Origin of the sequence: Methylobacterium bullatum (assembly GCF_014845095.1) — a bacterium.
Taxonomy (GTDB): domain Bacteria; phylum Pseudomonadota; class Alphaproteobacteria; order Rhizobiales; family Beijerinckiaceae; genus Methylobacterium; species Methylobacterium bullatum.
Genome location: NZ_NKUG01000019.1, coordinates 1 through 22,063 on the forward strand (window position 1 = coordinate 1; position 22,063 = coordinate 22,063).

The 22,063-nt window shown below is 65.6% G+C and carries 20 protein-coding genes and 1 pseudogene; 7 read left to right on the forward strand and 14 right to left on the reverse strand.

Annotated features, from left to right (window positions below):
• Together MBTS_RS02255 and MBTS_RS02260 are read left to right on the forward strand one after the other, a co-directional pair.
• A pseudogene (locus MBTS_RS02255) lies at positions 1-323 on the forward strand (glycosyl transferase); the annotation flags it as partial.
• Positions 320-1,249, forward strand: a complete 930-nt coding sequence (locus tag MBTS_RS02260; protein WP_056145937.1) for an NAD-dependent epimerase/dehydratase family protein — start codon at positions 320-322, stop codon at positions 1,247-1,249. The pseudogene MBTS_RS02255 and the gene MBTS_RS02260, both read left to right, overlap by 4 nt.
• Here MBTS_RS02260 and MBTS_RS02265 read toward each other — a convergent pair.
• The 6 genes from MBTS_RS02265 to MBTS_RS02290 form a co-directional block, all read right to left on the reverse strand.
• On the reverse strand, positions 1,246-3,213 hold the full coding sequence (locus tag MBTS_RS02265) for an SDR family NAD(P)-dependent oxidoreductase (RefSeq protein WP_192214999.1): 1,968 nt from the start codon (positions 3,211-3,213) through the stop codon (positions 1,246-1,248). The genes MBTS_RS02260 and MBTS_RS02265 overlap by 4 nt on opposite strands.
• 405 nt (positions 3,214-3,618) lie before the next feature.
• Entirely contained in the window at positions 3,619-5,796 is a 2,178-nt protein-coding gene (locus tag MBTS_RS02270) for a TonB-dependent receptor (RefSeq protein WP_210322620.1), read from the reverse strand.
• Between the two features lie 516 nt (positions 5,797-6,312).
• Positions 6,313-7,161 carry a DUF1206 domain-containing protein gene (locus MBTS_RS02275; RefSeq protein ID WP_373321262.1) on the reverse strand — a complete coding sequence of 283 codons (849 nt, stop codon included), beginning with the start codon at positions 7,159-7,161 and terminating at the stop codon, positions 6,313-6,315.
• Positions 7,162-7,286: 125 nt separating this feature from the next.
• A complete protein-coding gene (locus MBTS_RS02280) occupies positions 7,287-7,628 on the reverse strand; it encodes a hypothetical protein (RefSeq protein WP_056158688.1) in 342 nt (113 codons plus the stop codon).
• A 35-nt stretch (positions 7,629-7,663) separates the two neighbouring features.
• On the reverse strand, positions 7,664-8,230 hold the full coding sequence (locus MBTS_RS02285) for a Uma2 family endonuclease (protein WP_192215000.1): 567 nt from the start codon (positions 8,228-8,230) through the stop codon (positions 7,664-7,666).
• 226 nt (positions 8,231-8,456) lie between these two features.
• Positions 8,457-9,902, reverse strand: coding sequence for a homospermidine synthase (locus MBTS_RS02290; RefSeq protein WP_147829214.1), 1,446 nt, complete (start codon positions 9,900-9,902; stop codon positions 8,457-8,459).
• 329 nt (positions 9,903-10,231) lie between these two features.
• Here MBTS_RS02290 and MBTS_RS02295 point away from each other — a divergent pair, with 329 nt between their 5' ends.
• Positions 10,232-10,399, forward strand: a complete 168-nt coding sequence (locus MBTS_RS02295; protein ID WP_187273294.1) for a hypothetical protein — start codon at positions 10,232-10,234, stop codon at positions 10,397-10,399.
• A gap of 3 nt (positions 10,400-10,402) precedes the next feature.
• Here MBTS_RS02295 and MBTS_RS02300 read toward each other — a convergent pair whose 3' ends face one another.
• Entirely contained in the window at positions 10,403-10,948 is a 546-nt protein-coding gene (locus tag MBTS_RS02300; protein WP_192215001.1) for a GNAT family N-acetyltransferase, read from the reverse strand.
• 140 nt (positions 10,949-11,088) lie between these two features.
• Positions 11,089-12,255 (reverse strand): type III PLP-dependent enzyme, encoded by a 1,167-nt coding sequence (locus tag MBTS_RS02305; protein ID WP_056145951.1) that lies wholly within the window; start codon positions 12,253-12,255, stop codon positions 11,089-11,091.
• Between the two features lie 844 nt (positions 12,256-13,099).
• Between MBTS_RS02305 and MBTS_RS02310 the strand changes: the two genes are divergently transcribed.
• Together MBTS_RS02310 and MBTS_RS02315 are read left to right on the forward strand one after the other, a co-directional pair.
• Positions 13,100-14,668 carry an OpgD/OpgG family glucan biosynthesis protein gene (locus MBTS_RS02310; protein WP_192215002.1) on the forward strand — a complete coding sequence of 523 codons (1,569 nt, stop codon included), beginning with the start codon at positions 13,100-13,102 and terminating at the stop codon, positions 14,666-14,668.
• Positions 14,665-15,153 (forward strand): GNAT family N-acetyltransferase, encoded by a 489-nt coding sequence (locus MBTS_RS02315; RefSeq protein WP_056145957.1) that lies wholly within the window; start codon positions 14,665-14,667, stop codon positions 15,151-15,153. The genes MBTS_RS02310 and MBTS_RS02315 overlap by 4 nt, the downstream gene beginning before the upstream one ends.
• Before the next feature lie 123 nt (positions 15,154-15,276).
• Here MBTS_RS02315 and MBTS_RS02320 read toward each other — a convergent pair whose 3' ends face one another.
• The 3 genes from MBTS_RS02320 to MBTS_RS02330 all read right to left on the reverse strand — a co-directional run bounded on the left by MBTS_RS02320 (position 15,277) and on the right by MBTS_RS02330 (position 18,882).
• The gene (locus tag MBTS_RS02320) at positions 15,277-15,516 is read right to left on the reverse strand and encodes a hypothetical protein (protein WP_026175680.1); all 240 of its coding nucleotides are present in this window, start codon (positions 15,514-15,516) and stop codon (positions 15,277-15,279) included.
• Between the two features lie 104 nt (positions 15,517-15,620).
• On the reverse strand, positions 15,621-17,798 hold the full coding sequence (gene glyS, locus MBTS_RS02325) for a glycine--tRNA ligase subunit beta (protein WP_192215003.1): 2,178 nt from the start codon (positions 17,796-17,798) through the stop codon (positions 15,621-15,623).
• Positions 17,799-17,934: 136 nt separating this feature from the next.
• Positions 17,935-18,882: a glycine--tRNA ligase subunit alpha gene (locus tag MBTS_RS02330; RefSeq protein WP_018042376.1), complete on the reverse strand. Its 948-nt coding sequence runs from the start codon at positions 18,880-18,882 to the stop codon at positions 17,935-17,937.
• A gap of 216 nt (positions 18,883-19,098) precedes the next feature.
• Between MBTS_RS02330 and MBTS_RS02335 the strand changes: the two genes are divergently transcribed.
• The gene (locus MBTS_RS02335; RefSeq protein ID WP_192215004.1) at positions 19,099-19,353 is read left to right on the forward strand and encodes a hypothetical protein; all 255 of its coding nucleotides are present in this window, start codon (positions 19,099-19,101) and stop codon (positions 19,351-19,353) included.
• 4 nt (positions 19,354-19,357) lie between these two features.
• Here MBTS_RS02335 and MBTS_RS02340 read toward each other — a convergent pair whose 3' ends face one another.
• Positions 19,358-20,236, reverse strand: coding sequence for a S49 family peptidase (locus MBTS_RS02340; protein WP_192215005.1), 879 nt, complete (start codon positions 20,234-20,236; stop codon positions 19,358-19,360).
• Between the two features lie 206 nt (positions 20,237-20,442).
• Between MBTS_RS02340 and MBTS_RS02345 the strand changes: the two genes are divergently transcribed.
• On the forward strand, positions 20,443-20,802 hold the full coding sequence (locus MBTS_RS02345) for a hypothetical protein (protein WP_192215006.1): 360 nt from the start codon (positions 20,443-20,445) through the stop codon (positions 20,800-20,802).
• A gap of 60 nt (positions 20,803-20,862) precedes the next feature.
• On the opposite strand, the gene MBTS_RS02350 is transcribed toward MBTS_RS02345, so the two are convergent.
• Together MBTS_RS02350 and MBTS_RS02355 are read right to left on the reverse strand one after the other, a co-directional pair.
• On the reverse strand, positions 20,863-21,642 hold the full coding sequence (locus tag MBTS_RS02350) for a tRNA1(Val) (adenine(37)-N6)-methyltransferase (RefSeq protein ID WP_192215007.1): 780 nt from the start codon (positions 21,640-21,642) through the stop codon (positions 20,863-20,865).
• Positions 21,635-21,859, reverse strand: coding sequence for a putative signal transducing protein (locus tag MBTS_RS02355; RefSeq protein WP_147829262.1), 225 nt, complete (start codon positions 21,857-21,859; stop codon positions 21,635-21,637). The genes MBTS_RS02350 and MBTS_RS02355 overlap by 8 nt, the downstream gene beginning before the upstream one ends.
• Between the last annotated feature and the right edge of the window lie 204 nt (positions 21,860-22,063).

Genomic DNA, 22,063 nt, shown 5'->3' on the forward strand with positions numbered 1-22,063 from the left:
GCGGGCTGGCGGCCGCCATCCTGCTTCCGCTCTACTACCTGGCCGATGCCACGCTGACGCTGCTGCGCCGTGCCACCAAGGGCGAGCCAGTCTGGCAGGCGCATCGCAGCCATTTCTACCAGCGCGCCACCACGAACGGCTTCTCGGTGATGGAGGTCGTCACCCGGGTCTTCCTGCTCGACGTCGCCCTGGCGATCCTTGCGGGGGCGACCTTGCTTTGGCCGTCCCCGCTCGTCACGCTCATTGCAATGAGCGCGGGCACGGCCCTCGTCGCCCTGGTGCTGCGGCAGTTCTCGACGATGCAAAGAGGAAAAGCCCCTTGAGCGGAAACGTCATCGCGCTCACCGGTGCCACCGGCTTCATCGGCCGCCACCTGCTGCGCTCCCTATCCGATCAGGGCTACCGGGTCCGGGTGCTTCTGCGCCGCCCGGTCGAGCTGCCCCCCGGCGCCAGCGGGGCCGTGGTGGGCGATTTGAGCCGTCCCATGAACATGGCGGCGGCGTTGTCCGGCGTCGACGCCATCGTTCATTCCGCTGGCCTCGCCCATGCCATGTCCGGCACGCCGGAGGACGATTATCGCTCTTCGAACATCGAGGCGACGCGACGTCTCGCCGAAGCCGCAGCCAAGGCGCGGGTCGGGCGCTTCGTGTTTCTCTCCTCGATCAGGGCACAGACGGGAATCAGCGCGGCGGGAGCCATCACTGAAAACGATCGGCCAAATCCCACGGATGCCTATGGCCGCTCGAAACTCGCCGCCGAGGCAGCCCTGGCCGAGATCGGGATCGACTGGGTCGCCCTGCGTCCGGTCCTCGTCTACGGCGCGGGGGTGAAGGGCAACATGGCAGCACTCCTGCGGCTCGCACGCACGCCCTATCCCCTGCCGTTCGCGAGTCTGACGGGGCGCCGGTCGCTGATCTCGGTGGAAAACCTGTCGGCCGCCATCGTCACGGTCTTGCGTCACCGAGGGCCGCTCGGCCGTTCCCTGGTGGCGGCCGAACCCGACGCGCTCAGATTGCCCGAGATGATCGCTGCGTTGAGGGCGGGCCTGGGCCGGCGCGCCGGTCTCGTTCCCTGTCCGCCGAGCCTGCTCGGCCTGGCCTGCCGGGTGACGGGTCGGGGAGAGGTCTTCGAGCGCCTGTCGGGGGATCTCGTAGCATGTTCCGACGGGCTGTCGGCGCTGGGGTGGACGCCCGCTCAGACCTCCTCCGAAGGGCTCGCCGCCCTGTCCCGCGGCGATACGGCAGCTTAAGCCGGCACGGTCACCGGGGCCGGCTTCGGCTCGGGGACGCATTTCGGCCGGTTGCGATAATCCGGAATGGCGGTCTCGAACACCAGGTCGGCGGCGGCCCTGTCATGGGTCTCCACCGCCCGCTTCAACGCCGCGATCCAGCTTTCCAACACGGACCTGTCGGCGAAGACGGGCTTGGCTGCCATGACGCCGTCGATCCCGTCGAGGGCGACACGCGGCTCCTCGCGGGCGAACAGGATCTCGTTCAGGCGCTCTCCCGGCCGCGATCCGGTGAAGACCACCTCGATATCCTCGCCGGGCTCGAATCCGGCGAGCCGGATCATGCGCTCGGCGAGATCGAGAATGCGCACGGGCTGGCCCATCTTCAGCACGTAGACCGCCGCACGCTGGTCGGATTCGGGGGTGGTCAGGGAGAAGCAGCGTCCCTCGCGGTCGCCGTGGGAGGCGGCGGTGAGAACGAGGTCGGCGGCCTCGCGCACGGTCATGAAATAGCGCACCATCTCCGCATCGGTGACGGTGACCGGGCCGCCCCGCGCGATCTGCGCCTTGAACACCGGGACCACCGACCCAACGGAGCCCAGCACGTTGCCGAACCGCACCGCGATCAGCCGGGTCGGCTTTTCCTGCGGCGCGACAGCCTGCTCGGCATCGAGAGCCTGAGCCACCATCTCCGCCAGACGCTTGGTAACGCCGAGTTGGGAGACCGGCTCGATGGCCTTGTCGGTGGAGATCATCACCATGGCGCGGGCGCGGGCGGCGACCGTCGCATCCGCCACGTTGATGGAACCGAGGACGTTGGTCTTGATGCCCTCGGGCCAGTCCCGCTCCAGATACGGCACCTGCTTCAGGGCAGCGGCGTGGAACACGTAATCCGGCCGGAAGTCGGCGAAGACGCCGTGCAGACGCTCCCGGTCGCGGATGTCGCACAGAGCGCCGGTCACATCTGCCGCCGCGATGGCTGGCTGGCTCAGGATGCCGTGGAGGGCCGGCTCGGAATTTTCCACGACTAGGACCGAAGCCGCGCCGAAGGCGACGGCCCGGGCGACGATCTCCGAACCGATCGAGCCGCCACCGCCGGTGACGATGACGCGCGTTCCCTTGAGGAATCGCTCCAGGCGCGGCCGGTCGATGGAAACGGTGGGCCGAAGGAGCAGGTCCTCGATCTCCAGGGGCGCCAGTTCGGCATCGCGCATCCCCTCGCCGAGACTCGTGACCCGAGAGAGCGGGACGCCGAGGCGCCGGGCGCGGGCGATCAGGTCGTCGGGGCCGGCCTCGGGCGTCAGGGCGTTGGGCACGGCGACGAGGCGGCGCACGGGAGATCCCTCGGCGGCGAGGTTCGCGACGACGCGTTCGAGGTCCGAAAATCCACCCAGCACGGGGATGCCGCGCATGATCTGTCCGGTCTCGTTGCTGCGCGGCGACAGGATGCCCTTGGGGGACAGGTGTCGCACCGAGCCCGCTTCGATGGCCCGAAGGAGAAGCTCGATATCCCTGCCGCGTCCCAGCAGCAGCGTCGGGGTCGTGGCGCCGCGAGCCTGGCTCTGCCGCGAGCGGGAATATTTCAGGTAGCGGAAGGCGAGCCGGGTGCCGCCCAACAGGAAGATCTGCAGCACCCAATACAGGGCGATGGCGATCTTTCCGAAGAAGTAGAAACCGTACATGCTCGCGGAAACGAGCACGTAATCGACCACGAGAAGAGTCAGGGCAAGCACGCTCGCCGCACGTACGATCCCGGCAAGATCGGGGAGCGAGGCGAAGCGCCACTTGGTTCGGTAGAGCTTGAACCAGCTGTAGACCAGCGCGGCGAAGCCGACGAAAGGCGGCAGAAGAATCGGGAGCGCGTGCAAGCGTTCGGAGAGCAACTCACCGTTGAACCGAAAGACGAAGGTGAGGGTCACGGCCAGGACGGTCGCCACGCAATCGTGGACCACCATCACCGCCGACTTGTAGATGCGCTGCTTCATGGGCTCCGGGCCGGGCGCGGTATCGGCGACGGGATGCCTCTCTGTCAACGCATGGGATCGTCGAGGGTATGAGATGCACGGGCGTTCCGGCTCCGAACGGGTGGCGCCGGGTCCGCTGATGCGCTTCACCCGAAGCTGCGAACCCCGCATTAAAATGCGGCGTCTAAGGCGAACGCGCGTAAGATTAAGACAGCGGATCGGATTCGTTCGGGCACCTTTGTAAGAGCCGAAGAGTCCGCTCGTCGAAAGGATGCGCCAACGAATTCCCAGCGCCGTATGCGTGGAAACAGTCGAATTTGGAGCTCCACCAGGGGTGGCCAGCGACAGTTTGGCCCTCCCCGAAAGTGCGTTCACATCGGACAGCCCGCCGACGTCATGGCTTGCACAGCGCTCCTCCCCGGCCGTTCAAAAATCCATCGACGCCGAGAGCAGGATGGTCCGCGGAGCACCCTGACTGAGGATGCCTCTGCCGGTCGATGCCCAGTAATTCTTGCCTGTCGCGTTGACAACGTTCGCCCTGAATGTGAGCGGCCGGTCTTGGAACGAAGTGGCGTAGCGGAGCCCAAGGTCGAGAGTGGCCCAATCGGGTATCGTCTGGCTGTTGGCGAGGTCGTAGTACTGAGACGCGGTGTAGATCACGCGACCCGTCAGCGTCAGCCCCGGGACGAAGTTCGGCGGAAGGTCGTACTCGCCGTAGAGGTTGAGCTGAACATCAGGCACGCCAACGGCTGTTCGGCCGACGTTGCTCGGGTCCAGCGCTCGTACCTGCTCGCCGTGGAGAAGGCTGACGCCGCCGAGCAAGCGAACGCCTGGAACCGGCTCGCCAAACACGGTCAACTCGATACCGCTGTTCCGCTGGCGTCCATCGATCGAGAATACCTGTGTGCGCGGGTCGAGGAAGCCGAAGGGCTGCTCGATCTCGAAGGCGGCCAAGCCGAGGCCGACTGTGCCGAAATCGTACTTCGCCCCGACTTCCATCTGACGGGAGACGGCGGCCGGGAAGGCGTCCGTAGCGTTGACTGCGTTCAACGGCGGGGCCGGCGACGTCAGACCCTCGACGTAGTTGGCGTAAAGAGAGAGGCGTTCCCATGGCTTCATCACGATCCCGAAGCCCGGCGAGAAGGCACCGCTGTCGCTGACACCCGTGCGCAGGCCGGTGACGGAGCTGTAGGAGCCAACGTCGATACTCTGCCAGCGGCCGCCGACCGTGAGGAGGAGGCGGTCGTCGAGAATCGATACGGTGTCGGCGATCGCGAAGCTGCGGTTGATGCGGGTCGAGGTGCGTGGTGTCAGGCGCGACTGTCCGAAGGCCGAACGCGGCGCGACGTAGACCGGATCGTATAGGTTCGAGACAATGGCCGGACCCACATTCACCGCCGGCTGCTGGGCATTCTCGTACCAGAATCCCACTGCGGCGAGGCCAAGATTATGCTTGAATGGACCCGTATCGAAGGTCGCGCGCAAGCCCGCCTCGCCGGTCTCTCCGAAGGTACGAGACGGGATGAATTGGATTGCGTCGCGGTAGTCACCCCGGGTATTGAAGATCGATAGCAGGCCGCCGAAATATTCCTGCCCGAATTTTGACCGGCCATAGGCGCCATACAAGGTCAGGTCCGGCGTCAGGTCGTACTCGACCCTGGTGGCGAGGTGTCGGCTGGAGCTGTCACGGTACTCCCAAGGCTGCTGTTGGTTGAGGGTCAGGTCTGGCGCGCGGGGTATGCGTACGCCCGCCGCGACGTTCCGGTTACGCAACGGTGCGTTAAAATCGAGCTCTTGGTAGCCGAGGTCGAAACTCGCCCGCAGTCGCTCGCCGCGATAATCAAGCGCGAGTGCGGCAGCGCCGAGATGGACGCTTTGATTGTCGATTGGCGTGTTACCGTTGTTGAAGACGCCGTTAAAGCGGATTCCCCATTCCTTGGCTTCACCGAAGCGTCGGCTGATATCGACCGACTTGTAGACCTGGGAATCGCTCCCGTAGCCGAGGGTGACCCGGTTGAGCGGCTCGTCGAGCGCTCGTTTGGGGATCAGATTAATGATTCCGCCGATATTGCCGAAGGGAGGAATGCCGGAGAGCAGGGTCGAGGGTCCGCGCAGCACCTCGACGCGCTCGATCGGTTCGATGGCCGGATTGAACGCGTCGGCGACGCCGAACAGGCCGTTGAAGGCCATATCCTGGCCAAAAATTGGGAAGCCTCGGATGAAGAAGCCCTGAATACCAGAAAAGGCTGGCACGTTGGTGCGGATCGAGGGGTCGTTGTTGACGACGTCCTGCACGGTGCGGGATTGCTGGTCGCGGACCAGCTTCTCGGTATAGCTGGTCGAACTGAAGGGCTGATCGAAGACGTTTCGGTTGCCGAGCAGGCCGAGCCGAGAGCCCGAGCCAACGACACCGCCTGGATAGGCCGGCGGCGGCGGTCCGACGATAGTCGCAGGGACGCTTGGAGCAGTCCGATTGCTGCTGCGCGCTTCCACGGATAGCTCATCGAGCCGAACTTCTTGCTGTGCGATAGCCTCCGACACCAGGCCGATGGTGGTCAGCAGGGCAAGGGAGACGCTACCATTGCGGATCGTGTGCTTCGGCATCTTGAGCGCAACCTAAGACTTGGTGGCACCGCATATCCGTCGGCGCCCAATGCAATAGACAGGGCCTTCTACTCGACTGAAGCATACCAGTGACAACAGGATATTTATCATTATCAGCTAATCTATCGACCATGTGACCTAAAGAACACTTTCTTAAATTATAATTATACAAATTTTCTAATATAATTTTCGTTTTGGCAAACACAAAAATTCTTTTGCTGATATTATATCATGTAATATTTGTAAATTGAGGTTATATATATTAAATGTATAATTATTCGAATAGAAACACGCCAAACCAGTGGAAATATCTTTGATTGACCGAGATTTTAGTATTCTCATTCGAAGTGTGCCGAGACAGATACTTCGCCAGAATCACGGCTCTCCCCCGACGAATAGGTCGGGTGAGCAAGCTCGAGCCTTCCCTGAAGAGGCGAGCAGGGCGATATGTGGCGATCGGAGGGTGCAGTGTTGGACTGGGTGGGCCCTGCGGCGAAAAATCCGCTCCGCCGCGGCCTACTGGAACGAGCGCGCCGCGCGTAGAACCGCATCGTCGGTTTCGTCGAGGTCGGGTGCGTCGATGTAGCGATACCAGGCTTGGATGAGCCCATACACGCCAAAGGCGAGGTGGCCGGCCGCAACGATGCCGAGAAGGACGGAACCGTAGGGTTGGGACCGCAGGGCCGAGAAGGCGCCGGCCAGACCCTTTACCTCCGAGGAGGCCTGGTACCAGGCAGCGACGATGACGAAGCCGCCGATGATGAGGAACGCGATCCCGCGAGCGCCATAACCGAACTGGCCGAGCGGCTTGACCCATCGGCAATGGGCTTCGTCAAGGGCGAGTCGATCCGTGACATCGCCCTTCCAGGCCTTCACCAGAAAGGCGATCCCGCCGCCGATGATTCCGAGGCCGATCAGGCCGACGAGCCAGGGACCGAACGGCTTCGCCAAGAGCCAGGCGGTCCAGTCCTGCAAGCCGTCGCCGCCACCCGCGCTTCGGCCCAGGCCGAGGGCAAGGCTCGCCGCCGTGATGCCGAGGCCGGCCGCGACGATGCCACTGCCAAAATGGGCCAGACGAACCACGATCCCCTTCGCCGAAGTCCCATGGCGGTCGGCGTCGGTAACGGATTCGACGAGGCGCCAGGTCGCGAAGCCGAACAGACCCAAAGCGATAAGGCCGACGAGGATCACCCCGAACGGGCCGAGGAAGACCCAGCGGATCGCACTCTCGCTGTCGCCCGCTCGACCGCCTTGGCCTAGTGCCGCGAGAAGCGCCAGGCCGCCGACGATGCAGTAGACGATGCCTCGCGCACCGAACCCCATGCGCGCCAGACGCTCGATGGTATTGCGGCCCAGTCGATTCACGAGGTGACCTTCACGATGGCGTGCTTCGGAGACGGCTGGATGTGCCGTACCATTCTCAACGCCGATCGGGCTCGGACCGCTCCGGCATGGCCCTCACTTCATTGCCGGCGCGAGACCCGCTCCTCCTACTCGTTCGAACGCGTCGTCTTCCCGGCGAGGGCCACATAGAATCCGAGGCCGTCTCCGGCCGGAAGGGTCTGGAGCCTGTCGACGATCCCCTTGCGCTTCGCGTCGAGCAACAGCCGCCCAACGGGCTGGAACAGGGTCTCTCCGCCTCCTTCCGGCGGGGGATCGAAGCGGATCGCCACGGTCTTGCCTTTGCCGAAGCGACTGCGCTCCAGCATGTCGTTCAAGGATGCTTCGGCCGTCGGACGATTCGTCCCGCGCAGGTCGAGAACGGATTCCGCATCGGTGACTCCCAGAGAGCCGCGCAGCTTGTCGGCGTAGAAATCTTCAAAGTGGGGCAAGGGCAGGACCTGACGCGGCGAGGGCGAGGAGAGGCTCAGAGGGGCAGTCCGGTATAGAGGGCGCCGACCGGCACGGCGCCACCGAGTTCGGGAAGGACGAGACTGTCGTCGCGATACAGGGCCTCCACCGTCCAGCTCCCCGCCTCGGTCCGGCGCCAGGCCTCGCCTCTGACCTCGTCCTGCGAAACGATGAGGAAGGTCCGCAGGCTCGGCACAGAGCGGTAGAAATCGGTCTTGCGGCCGCGATCGAGACTCGTCGTGCTGGGGGACAGGACCTCGGCCACGAGCAGGGGGTCGCTGGTATAGCCGTCCGGACCCAGCGGGCCGCAGGTCACCACGATGTCGGGAATCGGCGCGAAATCGTCCACCGCCGCGCTGAGGACGCCGAGGCCCGGAAGCGCGTTGCAGCCCCGCCGTTCGGCGAGTTCGTCCAGGCGCCTGATCAGGTTGGAAACGATGCGCTGGTGGCGTGCCGAGGGCGGCGACATCGGCAGGGCTATGCCGTCGATCAGTTCCCAGCGTTCCTCGTCGGGCCGGGGCTCGGCCCAGGGGCGGAACTCGGCGACGGTCATGCGGGTATCGCGGCGCGCGGCGTCGGCCATGGCGGGGGCTCCCGATCGGATACGGGATGGTAGCATCCCGCCGGAACCCTGCAACATCCGTGCAGAGCAAGCCGCTATGCAGTCGTGCTCGGACGGTATCCCGAGGCTCCACAGCGCGGCCTGGGGAAAGACGTGGCGTTGGTCCTCGCCGACCATGGCCTGACCCTCGGCGCCAAGCAGAGGGCACGGAGCGCGGGGAGTACGATCCCGCGCCCCGTTCGTCCGTTCAGCTTTGAACGAGGACGTTCCGGAACTGCCAGGGGTCGGTCTCGTCGATGTTTTCGGGGAACAGGCCCGGACGGCCGGTGAGCGGCGTCCAGTCGGTGTACACGCCGACGACAGGGCCGAGATACGGCATCTGGACTTCGAGGCAGCGGCGGAAATCCATCTCGTCGGCCTCGACGATGCCGGCTTCCGGGTTCTCCAGAGCCCAGACCATGCCCGCGAGCACGGCCGAGGTCACCTGAAGGCCGGTGGCATTCTGGTAGGGCGCGATGCGGCGGGTCTCCTCGATGGAGAGCTGCGAGCCGAACCAATAGGCGTTCTTCTCGTGGCCGTAGAGGAGCACGCCGAGTTCGTCGATCCCATCGACGATCTCGTTCTCGTCGAGAATGTGGTGCTGCTCCTGCACCGCAGCCGCCTTGCCGAACATCTCGTGGAGCGAGAGCACGGCGTCGTTGCAGGGGTGGTAGGCGTAGTGACAGGTCGGGCGGTAGGCGGCGCGCTCGCCCTCCAGAACCGTGTAGTAATCGGAGATCGACACGGCCTCGTTATGCGTCACGAGGAAGCCGAACTGGCTCTGGGCGGTCGGCGTCCACGAGCGAACGCGGGTGTCGGCGCCGGGCTGGAGTAGGTAGATCGCGCAGCGCGAGCCCTTCTCCTGGTCGCGGGCATTGTCCGGGCGCCAGGTCTCGTGGGTGCCCCAGCCGAGCTCGGCCGGCTGGTTGCCCTCGGAGACGAAGCCTTCCACCGACCAGGTGTTGACGAACACGCCCATGGGCTTCGGGCCCTTGGCGCGCTGGGTGTCGCGCTCGGCGATATGGATGCCCTTGACGCCGACCTCGCGCATGAGCGCCGCCCACTCGTCCCGGGTCTTCGGCTCGGGCGTGGTCAGGCCGAGATCGGAGGCGACGTTGAGAAGCCCCTGCTTGACGAACCAGGAGACCATGCCGGGATTGGCGCCGCAGCACGAGACGGCGGTGGTGCCGCCGGGATTGGCGGCGCGCGCATCGAGGATATCCTGGCGCAGGGCGTAGTTGGTGCGGTCGCCCTGGCTCTTGGACTTGTCGAAGTAGAAACCCGGCCAGGGCTCGGCGACGGTGTCGATGTAGAAGGCGCCGAGCTCGCGGCATAATTCCATGATGGCGCGGGAATAGGTGTCCACGGACACGTTCACGCAGAAGCCCTGCCCGCCGCCCTCGGTGAGGAGGGGCGTGAGAACCTCGCGGTAATTGTCCTTGGTCAGCGCCACCTGCTCGAAGCGCAGGCCATGCTGATCGGCCAGGGACTTGTGCGCATCCGAGGGCTCGACGACGGTGAAGCGCGCCTTGTCGTATTCGAAATGACGCTCGATGAGCGGAAGGGTCCCGCGACCGATCGAGCCGAAGCCGATCATCACGATGGGACCGCTGATGCGGCCGTGGACGGGCCAGGAGGTGGCGGCTTCGGTCATGCGGGCAATCCTTCTTCTCGGCCCCGCTCGAACTCACGAGCGAGGCACGTCCTTAGTCGGCGGAAATGACGGTCAGGCGACGGGCTAGTGGCCGGTCGAGGGCGTGCGGTCAACCACGTCGTCGCCTACCGCCTCGTGGACCACGAGAGGCCCAAGCGGGAAGATCATTAACATGACGTTACGTCGACACATGATTCAGACGCGGGTCGCCGTCCCGTTGGATGCCGTTGCGAACGGTCGGCGCCGCACCGATATTGCGATGCAACAAACACGGCATAGACACACCTGAAGGGACGGAAAACGCCAGAACGCCAAATGACGGAGTTCCGATGTTATCCTTGTTTATCGCTAACACCCCCGCGCCGGCCGAAGAGCCGATCGATCGCGATCCCGGCGTCATCACCCTCGCTGCGGCCCTGATCCGCGCCGTGCGCCGCCAGCACGATGCAGCGTTCCGCCGCCGTTGCGACCAGGCGACGACCACCACCGCCATCTAGCGCTCACGCCGCCTGTCGTCGTGCATCCAATCCCTCCGGACAGGCAGCCTCTTCGAGGGTGCCTGAAGCGGAGAGAATGCCGCTCGCCCCGTCGAGTGCGCCCTTGCGGAGATTGAGACCGAGGAACCGTGCCCGTTCGAACGGGCCGGGCATGGACAGCCCGGTCATCAGATCACCGGAAAAACCAAAACGGGCGTAATACGGCGCATCGCCCATGAGGACGATGGCGCTGTGACCGAGGGCGCACGCCCTGCCGATGGAGGCCCACATCAGGGTGCTGCCGAGGCCGTGGCCCCGAAGCGAGGGATCGACGGCGAGCGGCCCCAACAGCAGGGCAGGCCGCTTGAGCCCTGCCTCCACGTGCCACAAACGAACGGTGCCGACGACACGGCCGCTCAGTTCCGCGGTCAGTGCCAGACCGTTGGCAGGCATGCGTCCTTCGCGCAGACGCTCGGACGTCTTGAGGAATCGCGCCGGGCCGAAGCAGGTATCGAGCAGTTGCTCCCGTGCCGATAGATCGGTCGGCCGTTCGTCGCGAATTTCGATCAAGGCCGTGCCCTTTCCCAGGTCCTGCCGGGTAACCCAACTGACGTGACGGCGGGCGGTTCTGCGCCGGAGATGGGCGACGGAACCGTCCGCGTCCGCTACCGAACGACCATGGAGCCGTTCGGCCGACGATGATATCGCGGTCAGATGACGTATTGCTGAAGGGGCGGGAACCCATTGAACGCCACCGCCGCATAGGTGGTGGTGTAGGCCCCGGCTCCTTCGATCAGCACCTTGTCGCCGATGGAAAGCGAGACGGGGAGCGGGTAGGGCACCTTCTCGTAGAGCACATCCGCGGAATCGCAGGTCGGCCCGGCGAGCACGCAGGGAGACATGCGATCCTCGTCGTGCTCGGTGCGGATCGCGTAGCGGATCGACTCGTCCATGGTCTCGGCGAGCCCGCCGAACTTGCCGATGTCGAGATAGACCCAGCGGATCTCGTCCTCGGCATCGGACTTCTTCGAGACCAGGATCACCTCGGCCTCGATCATGCCGGCATTGCCGACCATGCCGCGACCGGGCTCGATGATGGTTTCGGGCAGCTGGTTGCCGAAATGCTTGGTGAGCGCGCGGAAGATCGCGTCTCCGTAGGATTCGACCCCCGGCACGGCCTTGAGATACTTGGTGGGAAAGCCGCCGCCGAGATTGACCATGGACAAGGCGATGCCGCGATCGGCGCATTCGCGGAAGATCGTGGAGGCGGAGGCGAGCGCCCCGTCCCAGGCTTCGATGTTGCCCTGCTGCGAGCCCACATGGAACGACACGCCATAGGCGTGCAGTCCCTGGCGGCAGGCATGCTCGAGCACGTCGACGGCCATCTCCGGCACGCAGCCGAACTTACGCGACAGGGGCCATTCGGCGCCTGCACCGTCGCAGAGGATGCGGCAGAACACCTGGACCTCGCCGGCTTCGATACCGGCCGCATCGGCGGCGCGGGAAATCTTCTCGACCTCGGCCTCGCAATCGACGGCGAACAGGCGCACGCCGAGTTTGAGCGCGCGACCGATGCAGCGCTCCTTCTTGATGGTGTTGCCGAAGGAAATCCGGTCGGCCGTGGCGCCGGAGGCAAGCGCCATCTCCACCTCGACCACGGAGGCCGTGTCGAAGCAGGAGCCCATCTCGGCGAGCAGACGCAGCACTTCCGGAGCCGGGTTCGCCTTCACCGCGTAGAAGACGCGGGTATCGGGCAGCGCGCGGGCGAAGGCCGTGAAGTTGTCGCGCACGACATCGAGGTCGAGCACCATCACCGGGCCTTCGTCCTGGCCCATGTCACGGCGAGCGCGCAGAAAATCGCGGATACGATCGGTCATGGTCGTTCCAACCCACAGGTTCGCGAGCGCCCGTTCGTGGGGCGCGCTGTCGAAATCGGGACGGCAATCAGCCGTCCGGCGTCGGGGGGCGATGCAACGCGATGGGCGGCGTGCTTTGGAGACACGTCGTCGACCGCGGGCGCATCAGCACCCGGAAGCTGCCGTGGATTGGAAGGGAGATCCCCACCGCACGCCGGGCAAAGAGAAACAAGCCTCTTCGGTGCCGGCCTTTGGAGGGCCGACGAGACCAAAAAAGCCCGTTCGTCGTTGCTTTAAGCTGCGTCCCCCGTGGAGAGCGGGGTTCGCCGGTTTCGCCTCCGGCTGCCGGTTGTTGTCGGGGTCCGGTGTTGCCACCTGGATGCCGGCCGGAGGGAATCCACCCTGTCGACCATCGATCCTTTAAGACCCCTGGCGGCTGTCCGGCAGTTGGCCGGATGCCCACCAACCGACACGCGGCCACAGGCACGTGCGAAATTGGGCAAGGCGCATATACGTCTCATGCGACTCCGCAACAAGGAAAAACGGTCCCGAGCCCGCAAAAACACCGCCGTTCCCCGGCATTGTGGCCGCGAAGGCTCACTCCATCGCGCGAGCTCTTTTCAAGGCGCCGCGAACGGGTCATTGAGCAAGCGGTTTTCATGCTGATCGAACCATTCCAATCCACTTCCTCATCCTGAGGTCCCGGAGTGCTGCGGAGGCCTCGAAGGAGGGCTCCAGCACGCATGGCGGCCTCTGGAGGGTTCCTTCGAGGCCCGCCGAGGCGGGCACCTCAGGATGAGGCGGCTGGATGGGACCGTGCGGGGAAGCCCGATCGTCTCTCACCACCGACCAGAGCCGCAGGATCATGACCGAGCCCACCCGCCGCGCGCTTCTCACCGGGATCGCCGCCCTGTCCGTCGCCGGCACCGCGTCGACGGCGCAGGAGGGACGCGCACCCAAACCCTTCGATTTCGAGGAGGTGGAACGGCGCGCCGAGGAACTCGCCAAGGTCGCCTACGATGCCCGCGTACCGCCCCTTCCGGCTCCCATCGCAAAGCTCGATTACGACGCCTGGCGTGACATCCGTTTCAAGCCCGACAAGGCCTTTCTCGGGGGAGAGAACAGCCCATTCCGGCTGCAGCTTTTCCATGTCGGCTTTCTCTACACGCGCCCCGTCACCGTGAACCTCGTGCGGCGTGGCATCGCGACTCCTATCGCCTATCAGTCGAGCCTGTTCGACATGGGTCGGACGAAGCTCGACAAGCCTCTGCCCGTCGATCTCGGCTTTGCCGGCCTCCGCTTCCACAGCTACCTCAACAAGCCGAACCTGCTCGACGAACTCATCGTGTTTCTCGGCGCCAGCTATTACCGCTTCCTCGGGCGCGATCAGCTCTACGGCCTCTCGGCGCGGGGCCTCGCCCTCAATGTGGAGGGGGAGGGCGCCCCGGAGGAATTCCCGGTCTTCCGCGAATTCTGGGTGACGATGCCGGAGACCAACGCCGACGCCCTGCTGGTCCATGCCCTCCTCGATAGCCCCTCGGTGACCGGGGCCTTCGCCTTCACCGTCAAGCCCGGCGACGAGACCAGCGTCGCCGTTCGCTCGACGCTGATCCCAAGGGTTGCGCTCCCATCGGTGGGCGTCGCACCGCTCACCTCGATGTTCTTCATCGGCGAGAACGACCGGCACCACTCCGACGATTACCGGCCCGAACTCCACGATTCCGATGGTCTTCAGATCGCGGCCGGATCGGGCGAATGGCTCTGGCGTCCCCTGGACAATCCGAAGGCGCGACGCATCTCGTCCTTCGTCGATCGCGATCCGAAGGGGTTCGGACTGATGCAGCGGGACCGCGCCTTCGAATCCTACCAGGATCTCGAGGCTTCCTATGGACGGAGGCCGAGCTACTTCGTCGAACCCGAAGGCGGCTGGGGCGAGGGCGCCGTGACCCTGATGGAACTCCCGACCGACACCGAGGTGAACGATAACATCGTCGCCTATTGGCGTCCGAAGCAGCCTTATCCGGCTGGCGAACCGGTCCGCATGTCGTACCGCGTGCGCGCCAGGAGTTCGAACAGCAGGCTGCATACGGGCGGGTATGTGGCGAATACCTTTTTGGCCGCCACCAGCGCCAGCGGTGCTGCCAAGGGGGAGGAGGCGAAAGGGACGCTGAGCCGCCGCTTCCTCATCGATTTCGCCGGAGGCGAACTGCCTTATTATCTCCCCGACCCAAGCAAGGTGGAGGTGGTGGCCAATGCCTCGCGGGGACGGATCACCGCCACTTCGATCACCCCGAATCCTCATATTGGCGGGTTGCGGGCAGCGATCGACATCACCCTCGACGCGGCGGATCAGTCAACCGATCTCCGCGCCTTCCTGCGCGCCGGCGGTCGAGCGTTGTCGGAAACCTGGGTCTATCCCTGGACCGCAGCGTGAGCGTCCAAGCCCATAAACGGCAGACGGTCGCTCCGGTCACCATCCGCCCGGCGACGTTGGGCGATCTCGATGCCCTGGTCGCGCTGGAACACGCGGCGTTTTCCGGAGACCGGGCGGAACGGCGGGCGATCCGCCATGCCATCGGCTCTCCGTCGATGTCGTTGCTGGCGGCGCTTGACGCCGAAGACCGATCGATCTTGGTGGCGGCGGCCACGCTGGAGCGCCGCAAGGGAAGCCGCAGCTGCCGGCTCTCCTCCATCGCGGTGTCCCCCGGACGCGCCGGCCAGGGGCTCGGCGGCATCATGCTGGACGCAGCGGAGGCCGATGCAAAAGCGCATGGCTGCACGATGTTGCGGCTGGAGGTGAGGGCCGATAATGGCGCCGGTATTCGCCTCTATGAGCGCCATGGCTACGCCCGGTTCGCCATCCTCGAAGACTATTACGAGGACGGCATGGAAGCGTGGCGCTACGAGAAGGCCTTGTAGTTAGCCGTCGCGGGCATCGACCTCATGCCTCCCCATACCGTCATCCCGGGCCGCATGGCAGGACCCGGAACGACGGACGGGGTTCGTTGTCCTATCCGGGACAGCGAACGGTTTCGTGGCGGCTCAGTCGCAGGATTCGCGGGTCACCGTCTTGCGGTCACCCTCTTCGTTCTCGCGGGTCACCGATTTGACCCGACAGCCGTCTCGGGTCTCACGGGTCTCGACGGTGCGGGTCTCGGATTCCGGCCGCTCGACGATGACGCGCTCGGGCACCTCACGCTCGATGATGGTGGTCTGGGCCTGGACCGCGGAGGCGCCGAAGAGGGTCAGCAACGCGGCGGTAGTGAGGATCGATTGACGCATGGACATCTCCTTCGAAACCATGCGCCCCAACGACGGGGCGAGCTAGACCGTTCCCGTCTTCGATCCTGAATTGCCGAATTCTCCCGCTTGCGTCTCGCGACGGGCTATCCCTCGATCTTCGAGAAATCGGCGACCTCGCGGGTGGCCGCCCGCAGGGCATTGAGCAGAGCGAGGCGGTTCTCGCGCAGGGCCGGATCGTCCGCGTTGACGATGACCTTCTCGAAGAAGGCATCCACCGGCGCGCGCAGGATCGAGAGCGCGCGCATGGCCCCCGAAAAATCCTCCGCCGCCACGGCCGCCGAGGCTGCGTCACGCGCGGCCACCAGCGCCTCGGACAGGGCCTGTTCCTCCGGCTCGCCGGAAGCCGCGATGGCGGCGCGGTCGGGCTCGGCCTCGTAGACGCGCCCGTCCTTCTTCTCCTCGATCCGGAGGATGTTGGCCGCGCGCTTGTAGCCGGCGAGTAGATTCTTGCCGTCGTCCGTCTCGAGGAACTGGCCAAGCGCCTCGACGCGGCGGACGACCATGAGGAGGTCGTCCTGTCCGGACAGGGCGAAGACGGCGTCGATCAGGTCGTGGCGGGCGCCCTGGTCGCGCAGGTAGACTTTGAGGCGGTCTGCGAAGAAAACGAGGAGATCGGCCGGAAGAGGATCTTCGAGGTTCCCGTGGGCGTCCAGCGCGGCCATATCGCGGTCGTCATCCCCGGAGACGGATATGACGGCGACGTGGCGTTTCTTCTGAACATAGAAAGCGTCCTTCAGCACGTTCTCGCGGAGCTTCAGGCGCAGGCCATTCTCCAAAATGAGCCGGACCACGCCGAGGGCCGCCCGTCGAAGTGCATAGGGGTCTTTGCTCCCGGTGGGCTTCTCATCGATTGACCAGAAGCCGGCAAGAGTATCGAACTTATCGGCCAAAGCGACGGCGACGGAAACAGGATCGGTGGGCACGCGGTCCGACGGACCCACAGGTTTGTAGTGCTCTTCCAACGCCGCACAGACACTGGGATGCTCGCCCTGCAACGTCGCATATTTGCGGCCTATGAGCCCCTGCAGTTCCGGGAACTCGCCGACCATCTCGCTAACGAGATCGGCTTTCGCGAGCTGAGCGCCGCGACTGGCGAGTTGTACATCAGCGCCGATGATCGGTGCTATGCCGCGCGCAAGCGCCGCGATACGCGCCACCCGCTCGCCCTGGGTCCCGAGCTTCTCGTGGAAAACGATGCTGTCGAGTTTCGCCAGCCGGTCTTCGAGGCGGATCGCCTTGTCGGTCTCCCAGAAGAATTTCGCGTCCGAGAGGCGGGCGCGCACCACGCGCTCGTTGCCGCCCGTGATCGCGATGCCGCCGTCGCTGGCCACCAGGTTCGAGACCAGGATGAAAGCGGGGGCCAGGGTGTCGGAGCCGGACTCGCGGAGCACGAAGCATTTCTGGTTGGCCCGGATGGTGGCGCGGATCGCCTCGGCCGGGATGTCGAGGAAGCTCGGATCGAAGGTCCCGAGGAGCACCACCGGCCATTCGACGAGGCCGGCGACCTCGTCGAGCAGACCCTCGTCCTCTACGAGTTCGAGGCCGCGCGCGAAAGCGAGGTCGCGGGCATCGTGCAGGATGATGTCTTTGCGCCGCTCCGGGTCGAGCACGACCTTGGCGCGCTCGAGGGCCTGGATGTAATCGTCGAACCGCCGCACTTCGATGGCGTCCGGGGCCAGGAAGCGGTGTCCGTAGGTGGTGGTACCGGCCGCGATCCCGTCCACGGTGAAAGGCACGATCTCGGGTGTCTCGGTCTCGGGGCCGAAGGTCGCCACGATGGATTGCAGCGGGCGCACCCAGCGTAAGGAGCCCGGCTGCGCCGAGGCCGCGCCCCAGCGCATGGATTTCGGCCAGGGGAAGCTCTTGATGATCGCCGGCAGGATCTCGGCCAGCACGTCGATCGTGTCCCGGCCGGGACGCTCGATCACGGCCACGTAGAACTCGCCCTTCTTGGGGTCGGTGACGGTGGTCGCCTGATCGAGACTCGTCAGGCCCGCACTCTTCAAGAACCCCTGGATCGCCCCGTCCGGCGCGCCGACGCGAGGCCCCTTGCGCTCCTCGCGCACGTCCTTCCCGCGCGGCGGCAGGCCGGCCACGTGCAAGGCGAGGCGGCGCGGCGTGGAGAAGGCCTTGGCGCCCTCGTAGAGGAAGCCGCGCTCCACCAGCGCGTCGGTGACGAGCCTCCGCAGGTCCTCAGCGGCCCGCCGCTGCATGCGGGCGGGAATCTCTTCGGAGCGCAGTTCGAGGAGGAGATCAGGCATGGGTTCAGGTCGCGTCCGAATTGATAGTCAGGATGTCGTTGGCGCGACTGTTGCGGCCATCGATCTGTCAGCTAGGGTATGGAAGTGATTGGGTATCTTTCAGAAAATGACCGATCACTATAAATTACCTATCCTTTCACGCCACGCCGCCACCCGCCGTCTTCAGCCACGCCGCGCCACAGGCCTTGGCCAGTTCCCGCACCCGCAGGATGTAGCTTTGGCGCTCGGTCACCGAGATGACGCCGCGGGCGTCGAGCAAATTGAAGACGTGGCTCGCCTTGATGCACTGGTCGTAGGCCGGCTGCGCCATCCTGTGCCGCCCCGCGTCATCCTCCGGCGCGCCCGCATCCAGATAGGTGCGGCAGGCCTTCTCCGCGTCTGTGAACTGGCGGAACAGCATCGCGGTGTCCGCCGCCTCGAAATTGTGGCGCGAATATTCCTGCTCGGCCTGGAGGAAGACGTCGCCATAGGTGACCTTGTCGTCGCCCGTGCCGCCGTTGAAGTTCAGGTCGTAGACGTTCTCGACGCCCTGGACGTACATGGCGAGTCGCTCGAGACCGTAGGTGAGTTCGCCGGCGACCGGCGCGCACTCGATCCCGGCGACCTGCTGGAAATAGGTGAACTGGCTCACCTCCATGCCGTCACACCAGCATTCCCAGCCGAGCCCCCAGGCCCCCAAGGTCGGGCTCTCCCAATCGTCCTCGACGAAGCGGATGTCGTGGAGCTTGAGGTCGACGCCGATGGCGTCGAGGGAAGCGAGGTAGAGTTCCTGCAGGTTCGGCGGGTTCGGCTTCAGGATCACCTGGAACTGGTAATAGTGCTGCAGCCGATTGGGGTTCTCGCCGTAGCGGCCGTCCTTCGGGCGTCGCGAGGGCTGGACATAGGCCGCCTTCCAGGGCTTGGGGCCGAGCGCCCGCAGGGTGGTGGCGGGATGGAACGTGCCGGCCCCCACTTCCATGTCGTAGGGCTGGAGGATCACGCAGCCCTGCGCGGCCCAGAAATTCTGCAGCGTCAGGATCAGACCCTGGAACGAGGTCCTGGGTGCGAGATCGACGGCGCTCGGCAGGGCTTGTGCGCTCGACATGGGGAAGCTTCCGGTCAGCGGGAAAGGGCGGCAGCGTTTAAGAGGCGGGCTTGCGGAGTCAAGCCGAGCCGTTCCGCGAATGCGGGTGCGCAGCGGCACACATTTTCGCCACGATCGGGTTTATCGCCGGAACTGTCCCGCTTGTCGCTGGTTCTTAGCACAAATCAAGGGATCAGCCGGCTCGCAAAGAGCGGCGAGCATTGCGGAAGTCGGACCATGCGCAAGTCGATCACTGTATTCGCCGCACTCTTCGCAGCATCTTTGGCCGCTACGCCCTTCGTCGTCGGAGCCTCGAACGCCCTGGCGACCACCGACAAGGCCGACATCGTCGCCATGCCGGCGCCCGTGACGGCGATCGAGGTATCCTCCGTGCCGGCCCCCGCTACGACCGAGACCTGCACCCGCAAGGTCCGGGTGGTCTATTCGGGCTACGGTGCACCGTCTTCGGCCTGCACGGTCGCGCTCCGCTGAATTCTCACAGCCCGTAGCGTGCCCAGGCGGCGCGCTCCTCGATCACGGCAAGGGCGTCGGCGGCAAGACCCTTGCCGGTGAGTCCGGTGATGGTCGAGCCCGGCACGGCCCGGCGCAGCAGCCGGCCAATGAACGACCCCTGCTTCTCGGCGACCAGCTTCAGAATGACATCGTCTCCGAATCTGGCCCTGAGCGTGGTTCGCACGTCTCCCAACGAATCGATCAGCCCCAGGGGCAATGCCTGGCGCCCCGTCCAGACGGCACCGGTGAAAAGGTTCTCGCCACCTGCCCTCACGGCGGGCCTGCGCTCGCTGACGAGCGAGGTGAAGAGATCCTGCACGTCGGCCTGGATCGCCTTGAGGCGCACGATGTCCTCGGGATTCTCAGGGCGGAACGGATCGAGCATGGCTTTGGCCTCGCCCTGGGTATGGACGCGACGCTCGATGCCGATCCGTTCGATGAGCTTGTCGAAGCCGAAACCGGCCGAGACCACCCCGATCGATCCGATCAGCGACGTCGGATCGGCGATGATCTCATCCGCCGCGCAAGCGATCATGTACCCGCCGGAGGCGGCCACATCCTCGACGAAGGCATAGACGGGCAGCTTCTTCTCCACGGCGAGCGCGCGGATGCGCCGGTGGATGAGGTGGGATTGCGCCGGCGAGCCGCCGGGCGAGTTGATGACGAGGGCCACTGCGGACACGCCCGCCATTCCGAAGCCGCTTTCCAGGCTGGACGCCACCGTCGCCATGGAGAGGCCGGACCGCAGGGGTGACGCAGCGCCGATGACACCGCTGAGGCGGATGACCGCAACCATGGGCTTGCGGCCACGCCACGCCTTCGGGACGAGCGGGTGAAGGAAGCGCGGTAGGGCCAGAGGCATCGGTCTCGTCTCGGTTGAACGGGGAGGTCGTCGGCATGGAAGCGTGGGACGGCCCTCGCTTCCGGTCCAGACACCACGAAATGGAGACGATCGAACCATTTTACAGGCTTCGCTGTTTCACTCGTCCGGTATCGCAGCACTCGGCCGCAGGCCGACGGCCGACGGCCACCGAGATGCGGACCGCTGAAACAGGGAGACTGACCATCATGCGTATCGTGACGTGGATGATCGTTCTGGTCGGGGTGCTGGGAGGGGCCTACGGGTCCCTGTCCCAGGCACGCGCGGCGCCGCTACCCATCGCTGCCGTCGCGGGAACCGCCGGAACGGAACTCGTGGAGAAGGCGCATTGGCGTCGGCACCGCCGGCATCACTGGCACCGGCGCCATTACTGGCACCGTCCGCATTACGGCTACCGCCGGCACTACTGGCGGCCGCGCTACTACCGCCCGATCTATGGCTACCATCGTCCGGCCTATGGATGGCGCCGGCCTTATTGGCACCGGCGTCATCACTGGCATCGCCATCACTGGCACCGCCGCCATCATCACTGGCGCCGGTTCTACTGAGCAGCTGCTCTGAAACAAATCGGTTCGCGGTGAGGAGGCCCGTCCTCGCCGCGAAGATCATCAGGGTGGCCAGGGCAGCCCGCGGTGAAGTGCATTCGCCTCCGGCGTCATCGCGCCATCGGCTTCCTGCAGGATGAGGGGAGGCGCCAGAGTGAACGGCGCACGGCTTCCCTTGATGCCCGTCACCAACACCCGGATCGCGGGGCGCTCGATTCGAGCCTGGACCGGCCTCGCGACGATCCCTCCGAAGCGCCTCTGCAGGGCGGCGAGGCAATCCGGCAGGGCATCGGCGCGATGCACGAGGCCGAGCGTCCCGCCCGGCTTGAGGAGGTCGAGACAGGCTTTGATCCAGGCTTCGAGATCACCGCCGGAAAACGTATGGGCCGAGGCCCTTCCCGGGATCGGCGATGGCCTGTGGCGCCGCGATTCGAAAAAGGGCGGGTTGGTCAGGACCAGATCCGCCACGTTCGACGATAAGCCGGCTGCCCTCCGGCTCTCGACCGAGAGAATGTCGGCGGCGGTCACCCCGACCCGGCCATCGAGGCCGTTCCCGTCGATGTTCCTCGCCGCGAGGGCGACGAGGTCCAGGTCACGCTCCACCAGGATGACCTTCGCCGCCGCCTCGTAGGTGGCCACCGCCAGCCCCACCGCCCCGGTGGCCGCGCCGACATCGATGACGACCGCCCCCGGTGGCGGTCGCACGATTCGGCTCAGGAGCACGGCGTCGGTACCGGCGCGATGGTCCCCGCGCGGCGGCTGATACAGGCGAAGACGGCCGCCGAGCCACAGATCGGCGGTCACGGCCTCGGGGACCGCTTCCTCGATGCTCACATCACGCATCGCGCAGTTCGTGCGCCAGACCGGCGTCCTCCAGCAGACGTCGCGCTTCGGACGCATGATCGTCGGGCACGAGCAGACGGCGGGCGAACGCGCCGATCGAGCCTTCGAGCAGGCTCATATGTGTGTCGGCGATCAGGACCGGGATATCCGCCCCCTGCAGCAGCGACTCGGCAAAGCCCATGAGGACGATGTCGTTGCTCCGGATCAGCTCTCTCATGCGTCCACCCGCCTCATCGGCGGCTTCCCGCCGCCGCCCTTTGTATACAGGGAGAAACGCGGGATGTTGCAGCGCCTCGGCGCGCATGCGAAGGGGTGCCCGCGTGGATGTTGGTCACGGGAGATTGCCCGGTCGAGCGGATCGGCCCGAGCGGCGGGTACGCCGCCGGAATCTGCCCGGTGTGAAAAGCTCGGGAGGCATCGC

Bases quoted from the DNA above. Each gene is read 5' to 3' on its own strand.
- MBTS_RS02265 (WP_192214999.1), bottom strand. From the start codon at position 3,213: ATGAAGCAGCGCATCTACAAGTCGGCGGTGATGGTGGTCCACGATTGC.
- MBTS_RS02270 (WP_210322620.1), bottom strand. From the start codon at position 5,796: ATGCCGAAGCACACGATCCGCAATGGTAGCGTCTCCCTTGCCCTGCTG.
- MBTS_RS02285 (WP_192215000.1), bottom strand. From the start codon at position 8,230: ATGGCCGACGCCGCGCGCCGCGATACCCGCATGACCGTCGCCGAGTTC.
- MBTS_RS02290 (WP_147829214.1), bottom strand. From the start codon at position 9,902: ATGACCGAAGCCGCCACCTCCTGGCCCGTCCACGGCCGCATCAGCGGT.
- MBTS_RS02295 (WP_187273294.1), top strand. From the start codon at position 10,232: ATGTTATCCTTGTTTATCGCTAACACCCCCGCGCCGGCCGAAGAGCCG.
- MBTS_RS02305 (WP_056145951.1), bottom strand. From the start codon at position 12,255: ATGACCGATCGTATCCGCGATTTTCTGCGCGCTCGCCGTGACATGGGC.
- MBTS_RS02310 (WP_192215002.1), top strand. From the start codon at position 13,100: ATGACCGAGCCCACCCGCCGCGCGCTTCTCACCGGGATCGCCGCCCTG.
- MBTS_RS02320 (WP_026175680.1), bottom strand. From the start codon at position 15,516: ATGCGTCAATCGATCCTCACTACCGCCGCGTTGCTGACCCTCTTCGGC.
- glyS (WP_192215003.1), bottom strand. From the start codon at position 17,798: ATGCCTGATCTCCTCCTCGAACTGCGCTCCGAAGAGATTCCCGCCCGC.
- MBTS_RS02330 (WP_018042376.1), bottom strand. From the start codon at position 18,882: ATGTCGAGCGCACAAGCCCTGCCGAGCGCCGTCGATCTCGCACCCAGG.
- MBTS_RS02335 (WP_192215004.1), top strand. From the start codon at position 19,099: ATGCGCAAGTCGATCACTGTATTCGCCGCACTCTTCGCAGCATCTTTG.
- MBTS_RS02340 (WP_192215005.1), bottom strand. From the start codon at position 20,236: ATGCCTCTGGCCCTACCGCGCTTCCTTCACCCGCTCGTCCCGAAGGCG.
- MBTS_RS02345 (WP_192215006.1), top strand. From the start codon at position 20,443: ATGCGTATCGTGACGTGGATGATCGTTCTGGTCGGGGTGCTGGGAGGG.
- MBTS_RS02350 (WP_192215007.1), bottom strand. From the start codon at position 21,642: ATGCGTGATGTGAGCATCGAGGAAGCGGTCCCCGAGGCCGTGACCGCC.
- MBTS_RS02355 (WP_147829262.1), bottom strand. From the start codon at position 21,859: ATGAGAGAGCTGATCCGGAGCAACGACATCGTCCTCATGGGCTTTGCC.